12 protein-coding genes are annotated in these 15,735 nt (G+C 74.3%); 8 read left to right on the top strand and 4 right to left on the bottom strand.

Annotated elements, in window-relative coordinates; genetic code table 11:
- From GL263_RS01280 to GL263_RS01290, 3 genes are all read right to left on the bottom strand, one after another.
- Window positions 1-1,022, bottom strand: a 1,022-nt coding sequence (locus tag GL263_RS01280) for a glutamate ABC transporter substrate-binding protein (protein WP_182853647.1), incomplete at its 3' end; no start/stop codon positions are given.
- 29 nt (window positions 1,023-1,051) lie between these two features.
- Window positions 1,052-2,461, bottom strand: a complete 1,410-nt coding sequence (locus GL263_RS01285) for a GlnX family signal transduction membrane protein (RefSeq protein WP_323379199.1) — start codon at window positions 2,459-2,461, stop codon at window positions 1,052-1,054.
- Window positions 2,462-2,728: 267 nt separating this feature from the next.
- The gene (locus GL263_RS01290) at window positions 2,729-3,268 is read right to left on the bottom strand and encodes an HNH endonuclease (protein WP_143646450.1); all 540 of its coding nucleotides are present in this window, start codon (window positions 3,266-3,268) and stop codon (window positions 2,729-2,731) included.
- Window positions 3,269-3,483: 215 nt separating this feature from the next.
- On the opposite strand from GL263_RS01290, the gene GL263_RS01295 reads away from it, so the two are divergent.
- From GL263_RS01295 to malQ, 8 genes are all read left to right on the top strand, one after another.
- The gene (locus GL263_RS01295) at window positions 3,484-4,440 is read left to right on the top strand and encodes a mechanosensitive ion channel family protein (protein WP_182853665.1); all 957 of its coding nucleotides are present in this window, start codon (window positions 3,484-3,486) and stop codon (window positions 4,438-4,440) included.
- Window positions 4,441-4,596: 156 nt separating this feature from the next.
- A complete protein-coding gene (locus GL263_RS01300; RefSeq protein WP_182853648.1) occupies window positions 4,597-5,850 on the top strand; it encodes an ROK family transcriptional regulator in 1,254 nt (417 codons plus the stop codon).
- A 106-nt stretch (window positions 5,851-5,956) separates the two neighbouring features.
- The gene (locus tag GL263_RS01305) at window positions 5,957-7,240 is read left to right on the top strand and encodes a 6-phospho-beta-glucosidase (protein ID WP_182853649.1); all 1,284 of its coding nucleotides are present in this window, start codon (window positions 5,957-5,959) and stop codon (window positions 7,238-7,240) included.
- Window positions 7,231-8,229, top strand: a complete 999-nt coding sequence (locus GL263_RS01310; protein ID WP_182853650.1) for an N-acetylglucosamine kinase — start codon at window positions 7,231-7,233, stop codon at window positions 8,227-8,229. Before GL263_RS01305 ends, GL263_RS01310 begins: the two co-directional genes overlap by 10 nt.
- Before the next feature lie 110 nt (window positions 8,230-8,339).
- Window positions 8,340-9,068 (top strand): TSUP family transporter, encoded by a 729-nt coding sequence (locus GL263_RS01315; RefSeq protein WP_438947896.1) that lies wholly within the window; start codon window positions 8,340-8,342, stop codon window positions 9,066-9,068.
- Window positions 9,069-9,132: 64 nt separating this feature from the next.
- Window positions 9,133-9,717 carry a winged helix DNA-binding protein gene (locus GL263_RS01320; protein WP_182853651.1) on the top strand — a complete coding sequence of 195 codons (585 nt, stop codon included), beginning with the start codon at window positions 9,133-9,135 and terminating at the stop codon, window positions 9,715-9,717.
- Between the two features lie 181 nt (window positions 9,718-9,898).
- Window positions 9,899-10,204 (top strand): hypothetical protein, encoded by a 306-nt coding sequence (locus GL263_RS01325; RefSeq protein ID WP_182853652.1) that lies wholly within the window; start codon window positions 9,899-9,901, stop codon window positions 10,202-10,204.
- Entirely contained in the window at window positions 10,204-12,399 is a 2,196-nt protein-coding gene (gene malQ / locus GL263_RS01330; protein ID WP_182853653.1) for a 4-alpha-glucanotransferase, read from the top strand. The genes GL263_RS01325 and malQ overlap by 1 nt, the downstream gene beginning before the upstream one ends.
- Window positions 12,400-12,526: 127 nt before the next feature.
- Here the strand turns inward: malQ and GL263_RS01335 are convergent, their stop codons facing one another.
- Window positions 12,527-15,541 (bottom strand): VCBS repeat-containing protein, encoded by a 3,015-nt coding sequence (locus GL263_RS01335; RefSeq protein WP_182853654.1) that lies wholly within the window; start codon window positions 15,539-15,541, stop codon window positions 12,527-12,529.
- Window positions 15,542-15,735: the final 194 nt, after the last annotated feature.

The following is a 15,735-nucleotide window of genomic DNA, read 5'->3' on the forward strand; positions in this document are numbered from 1 at the left end:
GGCGGGTCCTGGGCCATCACGTCGCCGAGCCGCAGGTCGTAGGAGCGGCGCCACTCGCTCCTGGCGCCGCCCGCCCGGTAGCCCTCGAGCACGTGGTTCACCCGCCGCACCAGGTCCTCGTCGGAGAGGTTCATCGCCACACCGTACGGCTCCTCGGTGAGCGCCCCGCCGACCAGCCGTACCGAGGGGTCCTGCGCGGCGAGTCCGGCGGCCAGCGCGTTGTCGGTCATCACGCCGTCCACCTCGCCGACCTGCAGCCGGACGAGGCAGTCGATCTGGTTGGGCACGGTCAGCACCTCGGCGCCCAGGTCGTAGGCGGCCATCAGGCCCTCCCCGGTGGAGGTCTTCGCGGTGCACAGCGTCCGGCCGCGCACGCTCGGGTTGTAGCCGGTGACAGGGGAGTTGTGCGGGACGAGCAGCTGCTGGGTCGCCACGAAGTAGGCGGTGGAGAACGCCACCTTCTCGGCCCGTTCGCAGTTGATCGTCATCGTCCGTACGACGAGGTCGACCCTTCCCGCGCGCAGGGCGGGGATGCGCTGGTCGGTCGCGATCGTCCGGTAGACGATGTCGGGGTCCGGGCCGAGCAGGTCGCGGGCGATGGCCTGGACCAGGTCGATGTCGAAGCCCTCCAGCTCGCCGGTGCGCGGGTCGCGATGGCTCCACCGGTAGCTGTTCTGGTCGACGCCGACGACCAGGTGGCCGCGCTGCTTGATGCGCCGGACGGCGGGGCCCGTGGCGGTGGAGGGGCGCAGGCTCGCCGCCGGGTCGCCGCCGTCGGCGCAGCGTTCGGGGCGCGGCGGCGGGGGCGTGCGATCGGCCGGTCCGCTGTGCGGCACGTGACGTTCCCCGGTGAGGGTCCGCGACACCGCCCGCGGGTCCTCGGCGTCGGGCCCGCCGGCCGGCCCGCCGAAGGGCGCCGAGCCGCCGGCCAGTACGGCCAGGAGCACCAGCGCGGACGTCGCTCCCGCGTACCAGGGGCTGCGCCGCGCGCGCCCGTCCGTCGTGCGTCTCGGTTCCCGCATCGCCCGCGCCCTCTCCCTCCGGTCCGCGTTCACCGGTACTCCGCCAGCCGTCGTCCGATGCCGAGCACCACGCCGGCCGCGCCCAGCAGGGACAGCGCCGCCGCGCCCGCGGGCAGCGGGTCGAGCGCCCGGTGCGCGCGTTCGGCGGCGGCGGTGAACTGCCGCTGCTCGTGGGCGATGGCCCGGCGCAGCCCCGCGTCGATCCGGTCGAAGGTCTCGCCGGTGCTGTCGCGCGGGCCGATGACCATGGCGACGGCCTCCGCGTACCTCCCGCTGCCCTCCAGTTCGCTGACGGCGCGGTGCTGTCCGTGCCAGGTGCCGGCGTCGCGGAGTGCCGCGTCGGCCAGTCGGCGGCCCGTGCGGTCCTCCGCCAGTTCGACGGCCCGGGCGAGCAGGCCGCCCTCGGCCGCCCGCGGGTCGGCGCCGGCCAGGCGCCTCATCTGCAGCTGGTAGGTCCTCTCGTAGTTGTCGCGACTGCCCCGCGTCACCATCGCCATCGCCTCGTCGCCCCGCGCCTGGAGGGCGGAGACAAGCGCGGCGTTGAGGGTCTGGAGGGAACGCGCGGCGTCCCGCTCGGCACGGTCCAGGTGGTGGCGGGCGACGAGGTGGCCGCCCGCCGTCCACAGCAGCAGCAGTACGGCGACGGTGGTGGCGGCCACCAGCCCGCGGTTGAAGACGCGGTGGGTGCGCAGGTAGTGCCGGCGCTGCGCGGCCAGGAGCGCCAGGACGGCCGCCGCGCCCAGCGCGAGCGCGGCCCACGGGAACTCCCGCGCGTCCCGCTGGTCACGGCGGAACTGCTCGGACTCCCCGGCGTACAGGGCGCTCGCCGCCGGCAGCAGCTCCTCCTGCATCAGCCGGTCGGCGTGCCGCAGGTACGCTCCGCCGACCGGCAGCTCCTGCCGGTTGTTGGCGCGGGCGGTCTCCACCAGGCCCGTGTACACCGACAGTCGCCGGTTGAGGTCGGCCAGCCGCTGCCGCGCCTCGGCCGAGCGCTCACTGGCGGCGGCCTCGGTGATCTGCCGGGCCGCGTCGTCGATCCGCTTCCTGTACCGTTCGCGCACCTCGGCCGTCTCCTCGCCGCCGGCGAGGAAGCCGGCCGCCGCCGTGGTGTTGGCGTCGGCCAGCGAGCGGTAGATCAACGCGGCGTTCGCGCTGAGCGGTTGGCTGCCGTGGATCACGGAGTGCGCGCCGTCCGCCCGCTCGGCGGCCTGCCAGGCGGTGAGCGCGCCGAACGCCAGGAGGAGCGCGACGAGCGACGCGCCGAGCGCGCGCAGCCGGCCCGGTTCGGTGACCGCGGCCGCGCGCAGCCGCCGCGCGTTCTCCCGCCACGCCGGGCGCCGGGGAGGCGGTTCGGGGCCGCCCGCGGCAGTCGGTCGGGGTACAGCCGACGGCCGGACCCCGGCCGCCGGTACGGCGACGGCCTGCTGCGTGCCGGACACGGTCCCTCCCCTCCTCACCGCTCGGTCGGGTGCGCCGACCGTCTCGCGCGTCCGCGACCGGTGGTGCCCCCGGCCAGCAGTATGGCCGCCCCGGCGGCCGACCACACCGGTTACCGGCGGATCACCGTGCCGGTCCGGGTGGGCCGAGGGCGGTTTCCCCGGTCACCTCGTCCACCGCGGGGCCCGCCCATGCCGGCGGACCCGTCCCCGCACAGCGCGGGGGAACGGGTCCGCGGGCCGGGATCCGGACAGAGATGTGGCCCGGACTCAGGCCGGTGTCCGGCCGTCGATCCGGGCCAGCGCGTCGTCGGCGCCGTACGGCTGTAGGTAGGGCATCCAGCGCGGGTCGCGGTGCCCCGTGCCGATGATGCGCCAGGCCAGCCCGGTGGGCGGCGCGGGCTGGTGGCGCAGCCGCCAGCCCAGCTCGGTGATGTGACGGTCGGCCTTGACGTGGTTGCACCGCCGGCAGGCGGCGACGACGTTGTCCCACACGTGCTGACCACCCCGGCTGCGCGGGATGACGTGGTCGACACTGCTCGCGGCACCGCCGCAGTAGGCGCAGCGCCCGCCGTCCCTGGCGAACAGCGCGCGCCGGGTCAGGGGGACGGGGCCCCGGAAGGGCACCCGTACAAAACGCTTGAGCCGGACCACGCTGGGTGCGGGTATGGCGCAGGTGGCACTGCGCATCAGGGCGCCCGAGTCCTCAAGGCTGACCGCCTTGTCGTTGAGGATGAGGATGAGCGCGCGACGGAGCGGTACGACGCCGAGCGGCTCGTACGACGCGTTGAGGACCAGGACATGCGGCACGGTGCCTCCTCCTACGTCTGCGGCGCGTGGCTCGCGCCGGGACGATCTCCCCTCAGTGTGTCCTCGCCACGCCCTCGCGTGCCACCACGATCGGGCAACGAACCGTGCGTGTTTTGGACCACACTCCCGGTATCCCCCGTTCCGGACCTGCTCACATCCGGACAGGGCCACGGTTTCCGCACGCTTTCGCGACCTAGGGTGTCGGCGTGGACACGATGCAGGACGCACAGGTGCGGGCGCAGGACGCGGCGGGTTGGGTGCGGAACAACTGGGAGGTGTGGCTGGCGGCCGGACTGCGGATCATCCTGATCGTGGTGATCGCGCTGGTGCTGCGCACGGTCGTGCGGCGGACGATCACCCGGTTGATAGCGCGGATGAACCGTTCGGCGGAGGCGACGAACAGCCCGCTCGGCGGTCTGCTGGTCAACGCCGAGCGCCGCCGGCAGCGCTCGGAGGCGATCGGCTCGGTGCTGCGCAGCGTGTCGTCGTTCCTGATCCTGGGGACGGCGGCGCTGACGGTCCTGTCGGTCTTCCAGATCAGTCTGGGGCCGCTGCTGGCCAGTGCCGGTGTGGCCGGTGTGGCGCTGGGCTTCGGCGCCCGCAACCTGGTCACCGACGTGCTCTCCGGCATGTTCATCCTGCTGGAGGACCAGTACGGCGTCGGGGACCGGATAGACGTGGGCGACGTGACCGGCGTGGTGCTGGAGATCGGGCTGCGGGTGACCAAGCTGCGCGGCGACGACGGCGAGGTCTGGTACGTGCGCAACGGCGGCATCGCGCGGGTGGGCAACCTGAGTCAGGGCTGGGCCACCGCGACGGTCGACGTGGAGGTGCGGGCCGACGAGGACCTGGCGAGGGTCCGGGAGGCCGTCGCGGCGGCCGGGCAGGGACTGGCCGGGGAGAGCCCGTGGGACGAGCGGCTGTGGGGCTCGGTCGACGTGCTCGGACTGGACTCGGTGTCGCTGGACACGATGGTGCTGCGGGTGTCGGCGAAGACCATGCCGGGGGAGGCCAAGGGCGTCGAGCGGGAGCTGCGGTTGCGGATCAAGGAGGCGCTGGACGGGCTGGGCGTGCGGCTGGTGGACGCCGAGGGTGTGGGGCTGGAGAAGCTGGAGCGGTCGGTGGCGGAGTCGCTGAGCCGGCGGGGCCCGGCCGTGCCGGACGGCCGCTGACGCACGCTGGCGGCCGCTGACGCGGCGCGGGCGCGCTGAGGGCGCGGAGGCGCGGGCGGCGGCGTCGAGGCGTTGACGCGGGTCGGCGGCGCGGCCTATCGTCACGGAGACAGGAAAGGTTCCTAACAGTCTTCGCCCGGAGAGGAGTACGCGCCGATGCCCGCTACCACTCCCGGCACTCCCGGCACTCCCGGCACCCCACGGGTCCTCCGGGCCATGAACGACCGCGCCGCGCTGGAGCTGCTGCTCCGCCACGGCCCGCTCTCCCGGGCGAGGATCGGCGCGCTCACCGGCCTCTCCAAGCCCACCGCCTCCCAACTGCTCGCGCGACTGGAGGCCGCCGGCCTGGTGCTGGCCACCGGCACCAGCACCGGCCGCCCGGGGCCGGGCGCCCAGCTCTACTCGATCAACCCCGCCGTCGCCCGGGTCGCCGGTCTCGACGTCACGGCCGCCCGCGTCCGGGCGGCCGTCGCCGACCTCACGGGCCGGACCGTCGGCACCTTCGAGCTGCCCACGCCCCCCGGAGCCCGGACGGCCTCGGCCGCCGAGCACGTGGTGGCCGCCGTGGACGGAGCCGCCAAGGCCGCCGGTCTGGTCCGCGCGGACCTGCACCGCGTGGTCGTCGGCACACCGGGTGCGTTCGACCCGCGCACCGGGCGGCTGCGCTACGCCTCCCACCTGCCCGGATGGCACGCTCCCGAACTGCTGGAGGAACTGGCCGCCGCGCTGCCGATGCCGGTGGACTGCGAGAACGACGTCAACCTCGTCGCCGTCGCCGAGCAGCACGGCGGCGCCGCGCACGGACACGACGACTTCGTGCTGCTGTGGGCCGAGGAGGGCGTCGGCGCGGCCCTGGTCTTCGGCGGCCGGCTGCACCGGGGCTCCACCGGCGGCGCCGGCGAGGTCGGCTTCCTGCCGGTCCCCGGCGCCCCGCTGGTCAGAGGCGTGGGGCGGGTCGGGGGCGGAGGCTTCCAGGCGCTGGTCGGTGCGCAGGCGCTGCGCCGCCTCGCCCACGAGCTGGGGCTGCGCACCGATCCGGCGGTGCCGGACGCGGAAGCCGTCGCCACCCTGCTGCGCCGCGCCACCGGCGCCGACACCGCCGCTGACCACGCCGCTGACGACGAGGCCGCGGCGCTGGACGAACTGCTGCGCCGCACGGCCACCGGCATCGCCACCGGGCTCGCCGCGATGGTGGCGGTGCTCGACCCCGAGCTGATCGTCCTCTCCGGACGGCTGCACCACGCCGGCGGCGAGGTCCTGCGGGAGGCCGTCCAGCGCGAGCTCGCGGAGCTTGCCGCGCCCCGCCCCCGGACCGTGCTCGGCCACGTCACCGAAAGCCCGGTCCTGGCCGGCGCGCTGGCCGGCGCGCTGCTCACCACCCGGGACGAGGTGTTCGACACCAACCGCTGACCTGCGGCATCCACTCCCACGCCGCCCCCAGACGACACCCACTCGACCGACACGCCGGCGCCGACCAGCGCACCGGCATCTCACACAGGCAGGAGTCCGACGAGCGATGAAGCTCACGGTGGTGGGCGGCGGCTCCACCTACACCCCGGAACTGATCGACGGCTTCGCCCGGCTCAGGGACCGGCTCCCGATCGAGGAGCTCGTCCTGGTCGACCCGGCGACCGACCGTCTCGAACTCGTCGGCGCCTTGGCGCGGCGGATGTTCGGGCGCCTCGGGCACCCCGGCACGATCACCACCACCGCGGACCTGGACGCCGCCGTCGCGGACTCCGACGCCGTCCTGCTGCAGCTGCGGGTGGGCGGCCAGGCCGCCCGGCAGCAGGACGAGACCTGGCCGCTGGAGTGCGGCTGCGTCGGCCAGGAGACCACCGGCGCCGGCGGTCTCGCGAAGGCGCTGCGCACCGTCCCGGTGGTCCTCGACATCGCCGAACGGGTGCGGCGGGCCAACCCCGACGCCTGGATCATCGACTTCACCAACCCCGTCGGCATCGTCACCAGGGCGCTGCTGGAGGCCGGGCACCGCGCGGTCGGCCTGTGCAACGTGGCCATCGGGTTGCAGCGCCGGTTCGCCGCGATGCTCGAGGTCGAGCCCGGGGAGGTCCATCTCGACCACTACGGGCTCAACCACCTCACCTGGGAGCTGGGTGTGCGGCTCGGCGGCCCCGGCGGCATGGACGTGCTGCCGGGCCTGCTCGCCGAGCACGGCGAGCGCATCGCCACCGAGCTGCGCCTGCCGAAGGCGCTGCTCGACCGCCTCGGCGTGGTGCCCTCCTACTACCTGCGGTACTTCTACGCGCACGACGAGGTCGTGGCGCAGTCCCGCGAGCAGCCGTCCAGGGCGGAGGAGGTCGCCGCGATGGAGGGCGAGCTGCTGCGCATGTACGCCGACCCGGCGCTCGACGAGAAGCCCGCGCTGCTCGCCAAGCGCGGCGGTGCCTTCTACTCGGAGGCGGCGGTCGCGCTCGCCGCGTCGCTGCTCGGCGGCACCCCGGCGGGGGAGAGGGCGGCGGAGTCGGTGCAGGTCGTGAACGTGCGGAACAACGGCACCCTGCCGTTCCTGCCGGACGACGCCGTCGTGGAGGTGCCCGCCCGGATCGGCCCGGACGGCGCACGGCCGCTCCCGGCCCCCTCGCTCGACCCGCTGTTCTCCGGGCTGGTCGCGCACGTCACCGGCTATGAGCGGCTGGCGCTGGACGCGGCGCTGCGCGGCGGCCGGGACCGGGTCTTCCGGGCCCTGCTCGCCCACCCGCTGATCGGCCAGTACGACCGGGCCGAGGCGCTGACCGACCGGCTCCTCGCGCACAACAAGGACCACCTCGTATGGGCGTGAGCGGCCGTGCCGTGGTCGCGGTCGACGGCGGCAACAGCAAGACCGACGTGGTGGTCGTCGGGCTGGACGGTCGGGTGCTCGGCGCCGCCCGGGGCGGTGGCTTCCAGCCGCAGAGCGTCGGCGTCGGCGCGGCCGTCGCGGCGGTCGACCCGCTGGTGCGCGCCGCGCTGGCGGAGGCCGGGGAGCCGGAGGTCACCCGGGTCACGGGAGCTCTGGCGGGCGCCGACCTGCCGCAGGAGGAGCGACTGCTCACCGAGGCGCTGGCCGCGCGCGGCTGGGGCACCTGTACCGAGGTCGTCAACGACACCTTCGCCATCCTGCGCGCCGGACTGCCCGACGCCCCGGGCGGCGGCGCGCCCGCGACCAGCGGCGTCGCCGTGGTGTGCGGGGCGGGCGTCAACTGCGTCGGCCGCCGCGCCGACGGCCGTGTGCACCGCTTCGCCTCGCTCGGCGAGCTCTCCGGTGACTGGGGCGGGGGCGGCGGCCTGGCCAGGGCCGCCCTGTGGCACGCCGCCCGCGCGGAGGACGGCCGGGGCCCGGACACCGAGCTGGCCAGAGCGCTTCCCGCGTACTTCGGGCGGGAGCGTGTCGAGCAGCTGATCGAGGGCTTCCATCTCGGCGGCCTCGACCTCCGCCGCAGGCACGAGCTGACGCCGGTGCTGTTCGAGGTCGCGGCGGCCGGCGACCCGGTCGCGCACCGGCTGGTCGAGCGGCAGGCCGAGGAGGTCGCGCTGCTCGCCACGGTCGCGCTGACCCGCCTGGGGCTGCTGGCGGAACCGACGCCGGTGGTGCTGGGCGGCGGTGTGCTGGCGGCCCGCCACCCGCAACTGCACGAGGGTGTGACGCGGCGGCTCGCCGAGCGGGCGCCCCAAGCCGAACCGAGGGTGATCGAGGTACCGCCGATAGCCGGCGCCGCGCTGCTGGCGCTGGACGGCGTCGCGGCGCACCCGGCCGCGTACACGGCACTGCGCGCCCACTACCGGGTGTGACGCGCCGCACGGTTGCGGGGCGGCCGGCCGTGCGGCGGAAGCCGTGGGCATAGCCTCACCCCGTGTTGGCCTCGCTGTACACCTCGTCCCCCGCCCTGTCGTCCGCCGCCGTGTCGCCGGGCTTCTTCCTGCTGCTCCTGGGGTCCGCCGTGTTCGTCGGCAGCTCCGTGCAGCGCGTGACGGGACTCGGATTCGGGCTGGTCGCCGCGCCCGCGCTGGTGCTCCTGCTCGGCCCGGTGGACGGCGTCACCCTGGCCAACTGCGCGGGCGTGGTCATCAGCGGCATCGGACTGACGACCACCTGGCGGCGGGTCCGGCTGCGGTCGATGGTGCCGCTGGTCGCGGCGGCGGCCGTGACCGTGCCGCTCGGCGCCTACACGGCGCGGACCCTGCCCGAGCCCGTGCTGCTGATCAGCATGGGCGTGGTGGTGACGGCCGCCGTGCTGTTCATCGTCTCCGGCTACCGGACCGGCTCGCTGCGCGGCACCCCCGGGGCGCTCGCGGCGGGCGCGGCCAGCGGCTTCCTGAACTCCTCCGCCGGCGTCGGCGGCCCGGCCGTCTCGCTCTACGCGATCAACGCGGGCTGGACCGCGCGCGAGTTCCTGCCGAACGCGCAGTTCTACGGCCTGGTGGTGAACCTGATCTCCATCGGCGCCAAGGGCGTGCCGGAGCTGAGCGGGTCCGCCTGGTCGCTGTGCGCCGCCACGATGGCCGTCGGGCTGGTGGTCGGACACCTGTTGGCGTCCCGGCTGCCCGAACGCCGCGCGCGGGCCGTCCTGCTCGGCCTCGCCCTGGCCGGCGGCCTGGTGACCACCCTGAAGGGCCTGCTCGCGCTGTGAGCCCTTGACATCAGAGCGGTGAGCCCTTGACATCAACTTGACTTCAACTTCTAGATTCACGGGCATGACCACAGCACAGCCGCACAACGCGACCGAGACGATCACTTCCGGCGAATTCGTCGAGGAGTTCGCCGACGAGGAACTGCTGCACCACCCGATGGGCTACTGGACCGGCGTCGCCGGCGAGGCGATCGTCGCGTATCTCAACCGGGCGATGCGGGAAGGACTCGGCATCGGCCAGCCGCACGCCTGGGCGCTGTCCCACCTGTTCGACGAGGAGGACGGCCTCACCCGTGCCGGACTCGCCGCCAAGATCGCCCGCAAGCGGCCCATGGTGGACACCGGTGTGGTGGCCCCGGCCGCGGAGGAACTGCTGGCCAGGGGATGGCTGGCGGAGGAGGCGGGACATCTCGTGCTCACCGGCGAAGGCCTCGCGGCGCACGAACGGCTGCACGCCGACGTGGTGCCCGGGGCGCTCGCCGCGCTGCGGCGCGGAGTGAGCGACGAGGACTACGTGCGCACGGTGCGCGTGCTGCGGCGCGTGATCCACAACGCCGGGGTCGACACCTCGTTCGGAGGCCTTCCGGCGGGTGCCGTCCGAGGTGGCCAGCCTGTGGACAAACAGGAGGAGCGGCGCCGTCTGACGTAAAATCTTCATGCTGACGCCTGCTGGACCGCAGCGTCCCGCGTCCGGACCGCCGTCAACGCGCAATTCCTCACCGAACCCGAAAGTGTGAACTGCGCCACCTTGGTGGTCCGGAGGCGGATGCTCCGGCGACCCGCGGGTAGATGCAGCATTGTCCGCCGACGTCAACGAACGGAGGCCCACCGTGGCCGCGTCCGCTGAACTCCTGCTGTCCGCCACCGCCCCGCTGCCCAGACAGGGCGATCGAGTCGAGGACGGCGACCCCTCCAAACGTGTGCTCGTCCAGTACGCGGTGCCCGACTCCGGTCTGGAGGGCTCTTCCTCGCTCGACGCCGTCGAGGCGCCCCTGACCAGCGAGCCGCCGCTCGCCGACGTGGCGCCGCTCACCAGTGAGCCGCCCATCGGCGCCGAGCTGCCGCTCACCAGCGAGCCCACCGGCACCGCCCTGTTCTCCGACGGGCGCGGTACGGCGGAGACCGCGGAGTTCTGATGACGGGGCGGGCGCGAGCGACGAGGCTTGTCCGCCTGGCCGAGGCCCACGGCGTCCGCACCTCCTACGAACCACGCCCCGGCGTCACGCTCCACACCCCCGACGAGACGGTCGTGGAGGTCCTCGCCGCGCTGGGTGTCGACGCCTCCACCCCCGAGGCCGTCCGCGCGGGCCTCGAGGCCCACCGGGCCACCGTCGCCGACCGTCTGCTGCCGCCGACGGTGGTGTTACGGGCCGGCCGCCCGGCCGCGCCTCCCACCGCCGCCCGACTCCCCGAGGGCACCGCCCTCCGGGTCGAGACGGAGGACGGCGGCCCGCGCGACTGGGGCGACGACCTGCCCGTGGGCGTGCACGCCCTGCGCGCCCACGCGCCCGACGGCCGCGGCGCCCACGCCACCCTGATCGTCGCCCCGGAGCGGCTGCCCGCGCCGTCCGCCCGCGGCTTCGGCCTGCTCGTCCAGCTCTACTCGCTGCTTTCCGCCCGCTCCTGGGGCATGGGCGACCTCGGCGACCTGGCCCGGCTGGCCGACTGGGCGGGCCGCACCGCCGGCGCCTCGTTCATCCAGCTCAACCCGCTGCACCAGGCGGTGCCGACCGCGCCGGACGAGCCCGGCGACCCCTCGCCCTACCGGCCCTCCTCCCGCCGCTTCCCCGACCCGATCCACCTGCGGGTGGAGGACCTGCCCGAGTACCGGGCGCTGCGCGGCGCCGACCGGGAGCGCGTCGCGCGGCTCGCCGCCCGCGCCGCCGAGCTGCGCGACCGCGCCCTGCGGCCGGACGGGCGGGTCGACCGGGACGCGGTCTGGGCGGTCAAGCGCGCCGCCCTGGAAGCCCTCCACCGCGTGCCGCCGGACGGCACGCGCCGCGCCGACCACCAGCGGTACGTCGCCGCCGGGGGCCGGCCGCTCGAAGACCACGCCACCTGGCACGCGCTCGCCGAACTGCACGGCTCGAACTGGCGCGACTGGCCGCCGGGCCTCGACGACCCGCGCTCCGACCGCACTGCCCGCGCCCGCCTCGAACACCGCGGCCGCATCGACTTCCACCGCTGGTTGGCCTGGCTGACCGACACCCAGCTGGCGCACGCCCAGCACACCGCGCGGCAGGCCGGCATGTCCGTCGGCCTCGTCCAGGACCTCGCCGTCGGGGTGCACCCGTCGGGCGCCGACACCTGGGCGCAGCAGGACGTCTTCGCCGAGGGCATGTCCGTCGGCGCGCCCCCGGACGCCTTCAACGCGTCCGGCCAGGACTGGGGCCTGCCACCGTGGCGGCCCGACGCCCTCGCCGAGTGCGGGCACGAGCCCTACCGGCAGCTGCTGCGGGCGCAGCTGCGGCACGGCGGCGCGCTGCGGGTCGACCACGTCATGGGCCTGTTCCGGCAGTGGTGGGTGCCGCACGGCCGGCCGCCCACCGACGGCACGTACGTCCGCTACGACGCCGACGCGATGCTCGGTCTGCTCACCCTGGAGGCCGCCCGGGCCGGCGCGCTGGTGGTCGGGGAGGACCTGGGCACGGTGGAGGACGGTGTCCGGGAGGAGTTGGCCGACCGCGGCGTGCTGGGCACGTCGGTGCTGTGGTTCGAGCGCGACTGGGGCACCACCGACCGGCCCGGTACGGGTGAGCCGCTGCCGCCGGAGCTGTGGCGGCCGGGCGCGCTGGCGACGCTGACCACCCACGACCTGCCGAGCACGGCCGCACGCCTGCGCGGCGAGCACGTGGAACTCCACCACCGGCTGGGGCTGTTGCCCGACGAGCGAGTGGCCGACGAGCGCGCCGCCGAGGCCCGGACGGTGGCGGACTGGCTGTCCCTGTGTGCGCGCCACGGTCTGGCGCCGGACGGGCTGGACGTCCTCGACCGGGTCGGCGGCGCCGACGAGGCCGGCGAGCGCGAGGAGCCCGACGAGGAAGCCGCCCTGATCGCCGCGCTGTACCGGTTGCTGGCGCGCGGCCCGGCGGCGCTTGTCGGGGTGTGGCTGCCGGACGGCGTGGGTGACCGCCGTCCGCAGAACGTACCGGGTACCAGCGGCGAGTATCCGAACTGGCGGCTGCCGATCGCCGACGGCGGCGGACGCCCGCTGCCGTTGGAGGAGTTGACGGCCAGTCCGCGCCTGCGCGACCTGCTGGCCGCCGTCCGGGCCGAGCTGTGCCTCGGCCCGGACGTGGCGGCGGCCGGCCGGCCGGCGGTCCCGTCCTGAGGCGCCCGCCCCCGCACGGACCCTGACAGCGGGGTGGACCCCGACAGCGGTGCGGCCCACCCCGGTCGGGGTGGGCCGCACGCTCACGGTCCGGGCGGCCGTGCCGGGAGCCGGCGTCAGCCGGGTGTCACAGAAGGGACCGGAAGCCGGCCAGTCCGGTGCCGACGTTGTTCCCGCTGCCCTTGATCTCCGGGTAGAACAGCAGGTCACCGGCGCTGTTGGTGGCCCAGATCGACCGCTTGCCGTCGCCGAGCACGTCCGGCACGGAGGTGACGAGCGGGCGGTTGGCGGCGGTCCAGCCGGTGCCGATCTGGGTGCCCGTGGCGCCGACACCGAGGCCCTCACCGGCGGGCCCGGTGCCCTCGTGGAGGAAGAGCGTGCCGAGGCTCAGCTCGCGGGCGAGCATGTCGACGCGGCCGTTGCCGGTGATGTCGCCGGGGGCCATGAGCTCGTACTTCGACCATCCGCCGTTGCCGATCAGCACCGGGGGCTGCTCCAGGTACTCGTCCAGGTAGCCGGAGGCGGAACCGAAGTACAGCCAGAGCTGGTCGCCCTTGCGGACGAGCAGGTCCGGGTAGCCGGGCCGGTCGTCGGGGCCGATGACACCGTCGCCGTCGAGGTCGAGCGGGCCGTCGACGTCACCGATCGCCAGGATCTGGTCGGCGCCCTGCCAGTGGTCGTTCTCCTGCTCCCAGACGGCGAGTTCCCGCACGTCGGAGCTGTCGAGGGCGCCGGCGCCGTCGTTGGGGTGGATCCACAGCCGGTCCCGCCGCTCGACGGGGTCGTTGCGCAGGGAGATCAGGTCCTCGAAACCGTCGTCGGTCCAGTCGCCGCGGCGGGTGGTCTGCGCGGTCCTGAACAGGCCGGTGGCCGAGGCGGGTTCGTTGGCCCGGCTGGCCCGTCCGGTGCCGTCACCGAAGTACCGCTGGAGGGTGCCGTCGCCGTCGACGGCCCACAGGTCGGCGTGGCCGTCGCCGTTCAGGTCGCCGGCCTTGTCGGCGACCGCGGCGCCGTTCACGTAGAACAGGTAGGAGCGCAGGTCGGAACGGTTCTTCGCGGCGTCGAGGCTGCGCGCGTACAGGTAGTGCGGGCCGGCCTTGCCCGGGGTGATCTGCACGGTGACGCTGCCGTTGGTGGTGGCGGGCGTCGCGGTGCGGACGGTCGGGTCGACCGTCGACCAGTACTCGTAGGAGGCGATGTCCTTGGCGCCGCCCGGGGTCAGCACGAAGTCGCCCTTGGTGCGGACGGGGCTGGTGCCGACCGGCCAGCCGGCGTCGCCGTTCGGGTACTGCGCCGAGCTGACGCCCGGCGGGGTGCTGGGGCGCTCAGGGTCGAAGACGAAGCGGCAGCCGGGCGCGCCGGCGGTGGGCGTCCAGTCCGAGTGGACCTTGCCGTCGTAGGCCTGGGCCTTCCAGGAGAAGTTGCCGTTCGCGCGGGAGATGTGCGCCCTCAGCGTCGCCTTCGGGACGGTGATCCGCGCGGTGCTGCCCGAGGTCACGGTGACGGTCTGGTTGACCACCATCACGCCGTCCGGCTTGTCGTTCGGGTGGTGCCCGGTGGGCCACAGGTGGAACTTGATCTGCACGTTGCCGCCGTCGGGGTCGTGCGCCCGGGCGGTGAGCTGGACGTCGGTGTCGCCGATGATGCCGTGCGGCGCCTTGTCACCGCAGCCGGCGGTGTTCTTGGTGCTGGGCACGGTGTCCAGGTGGGAGGGCGCGGACGGCGGCGAGTTGTACTCGGTGGAGATGACGGCGGTGGAGGCGTCGAACTTCTTCCACGCGAAGGTGTCGGTCTCGCTGGCCCGCAGACCGAGCGTGATGGTGGTCCACTTGTTGGACGACGCCTTCCTCGCGGCGTCCAGCGTGGAGAACTCCAGGTTCCCGGCGGGGCAGGAGGACGACCATCCCTTGGCGTCGGTGACGGTCGCCTGCTTCGTGCTCCAACTCGGCTGCTTGTTCCATGTGGTGGCGGAACTGATGGTTCCGGTGAGATGGAGGTCGACGGCCTTCTTGGTGCAGGACCAGGAATGCGAGTTCTTGATGCGGAACGTCGACTTCACAATCGACTTCCCGTGCAGGTTGCGGGAGTCCATCGTGAAAAAGGAACGCCACGTTCCGCCGGTGTCCGACTCGTAGCCGACCCGGGCGACGTTGTCGGACTTGTTCCAGTAGGCGGTGGTGGGGTACTTCTTCGCGACCGCCGCCCAGTTGTTGCGCCCACCGGAGACGTAGGGGTCGATGTGCACGGGGAAGACCGTGTCGGGCGCGGTGAGCATCTCCTGATCGGGCGTCAGGTTCAGCGCGCCGTTCTCGACGACCGCCGGCATGGCGGCCTCCTTGGCGCCGACGGCCGGCACAAAGCCGTCCTCCTCGACGCCCGAGGGCGCCGTGCTCGACGGTGCCTTGAACGCCTCAGCGGCCGAGCGCAGCGCCTTGGGCGCCGGCTTGTCCGCGGAGACGCCCGAGCTGTCCCACATGACCGGGGTGGGCGCGGTGAAGACCTCCTGACCGGCCGGGTTGACCGCCCGGAGGTTGCCGGCGCGGTCCGTGTCCGCCTTCACGCCCTCGGTCTCGACGGGGTAGCTGAGGCGCTTCAGCCGGGGGTCGCTCGCGGCCTCGCGGTTCTTGACGACAAGCAGCTGCTGGAAGCCGGTGACGCCGGCGCGCAGCTTGAGGTCGACACCCGGGATGACCTCCTCGTACACGGCCGTGTCGCCGTCGAGGGAGGGGTTCGGCAGCTTGCCCCGCCAGCGCAGCTTCATGCTGCGGCCGTCGCGGCTGATGGCGGCCATCTCGGTGTCCCCGCCACCGGAGAAGTTGATGCCGACGGCGGCGGCCTTGGGCCGGATCGTGCCGTCCTTGTCCCGGACGAGCGTGGGGTCGGCGGTGACCAGCCGGCCCTGTTGCCGGACCCGGATCGGGGTGGCGTGCGTCTCCTGGGTGAAGGTGCCACCGGGGTTGGCGAACGTGGTCGCGTACTCGGTCCGTTCGGAGACGACCTCGACCCGGCGGCCGGTGTCGGCGGCGCGTTCGAGGGCCCGTGTGGTCTCCGGAAGCTGGACCTCGCCGCCGTTGTCGGCCGGGGCCGCCGCGGCGGTGGCGGCCGGCAGCGCGGCGACCGCCGTCAGCATGGTCGTCGCCATAGCGACGGCGACCGCGCGGGATATGTGCGAACGCGCTCCTCCACGCGGCGCACGAGATGACGGTCTGTATCTCAAGGCTAGTTCCCCTCCAGCACGCCCTGACTGCCCGTCGGAAACGGGGTGGGCGGAATACGGCGACCGGTGTGGGACGAATGTCACACCGATCGGTCGACAGGTCGGGGAGAAGGGTAATC

Origin of the sequence: Streptomyces durbertensis (assembly GCF_014156695.1) — a bacterium.
Lineage (GTDB): Bacteria > Actinomycetota > Actinomycetes > Streptomycetales > Streptomycetaceae > Streptomyces > Streptomyces durbertensis.